Source organism: Streptomyces polyrhachis (assembly GCF_042663125.1).
GTDB lineage: Bacteria > Actinomycetota > Actinomycetes > Streptomycetales > Streptomycetaceae > Streptomyces > Streptomyces polyrhachii.
Window position 1 is genome coordinate 1 of record NZ_JBHSZO010000090.1, and the last position, 850, is coordinate 850.

Annotated in this window: 1 pseudogene; it reads left to right on the top strand. The window is 68.7% G+C overall.

The annotated features are described in order from the left end of the window. Positions 1 to 144 precede the first annotated feature (144 nt). Positions 145 to 850, top strand: a pseudogene (locus ACFQLX_RS25685) (transposase family protein); the annotation flags it as partial.

Below are 850 nucleotides of genomic sequence, written 5' to 3' on the forward strand. Positions count from 1 at the left end.
AGTGAGCCTTTCCCAGTAACGGGTCGTCGCTCGCTGTGATCGCGATGCTGGCGCTGCGGCCCGCGTGGACCCCAAGTCGGGGCAGGCGTAAGGCCCCTGGTAGGAACGATCTTGCGAAGGAAAGATCCGACCGAGGGGCCTCACGTGTCGATCAGTGTCACATACACCGCCGTGCTCGGTGTGAAGCGGTCCACCGCTCAGCACCTGGCCCAGTTGCTGCGCGACCACCGCACCGCGACAAGGACTCGCAAGAGGCGTCGTGCGCTGGGTTGCTTCCGGCAGGCGGTGTTCGTCCTGCGCTGGTTCATCGATGGCTCGCGCCTTGCCCAACTCGTGTGTGACAACGGCCTGTCGATCTCCACCGCCTACCGCTATCTCCACGAGGGGCTGACCGTCCTGGCCGCCGGGGCGCCAGACCTGGCCACCGCACTGGAGCGCGCGAAGGCGGCCGGGCTGACGCATCCGAACCTCGACGGCACCGTCATCCGCACCGACCGCGCCGCCGCCCCCGGGCCCCAACGGCGCGGACCTGTGGTGGTCCGGAAAGCACCAGCACCACGGCGGGAACGTGCAGGTCATGTCCACCCCGGACGGCTGGCCGATCTGGGTCTCACCGGTCCGCCCGGGCAGAGAGCACGACACCACCTGCGCCCGCCACCACGGCCCGATCGACGCCCTCAACCGGATCGCTGCCGAGCTGGACATGCCGACCCTGGTCGACCTCGGATACGAGAACGCAGGCGACGGCTTCCGGCACCCGCACAAGAAGCCCACTGGAGGTAAGCCAACCGAGGTCCAGCAGACCCACAACAAGGTCATCCGCGGCATCCACGGCGTCTGCGAGCGCGCC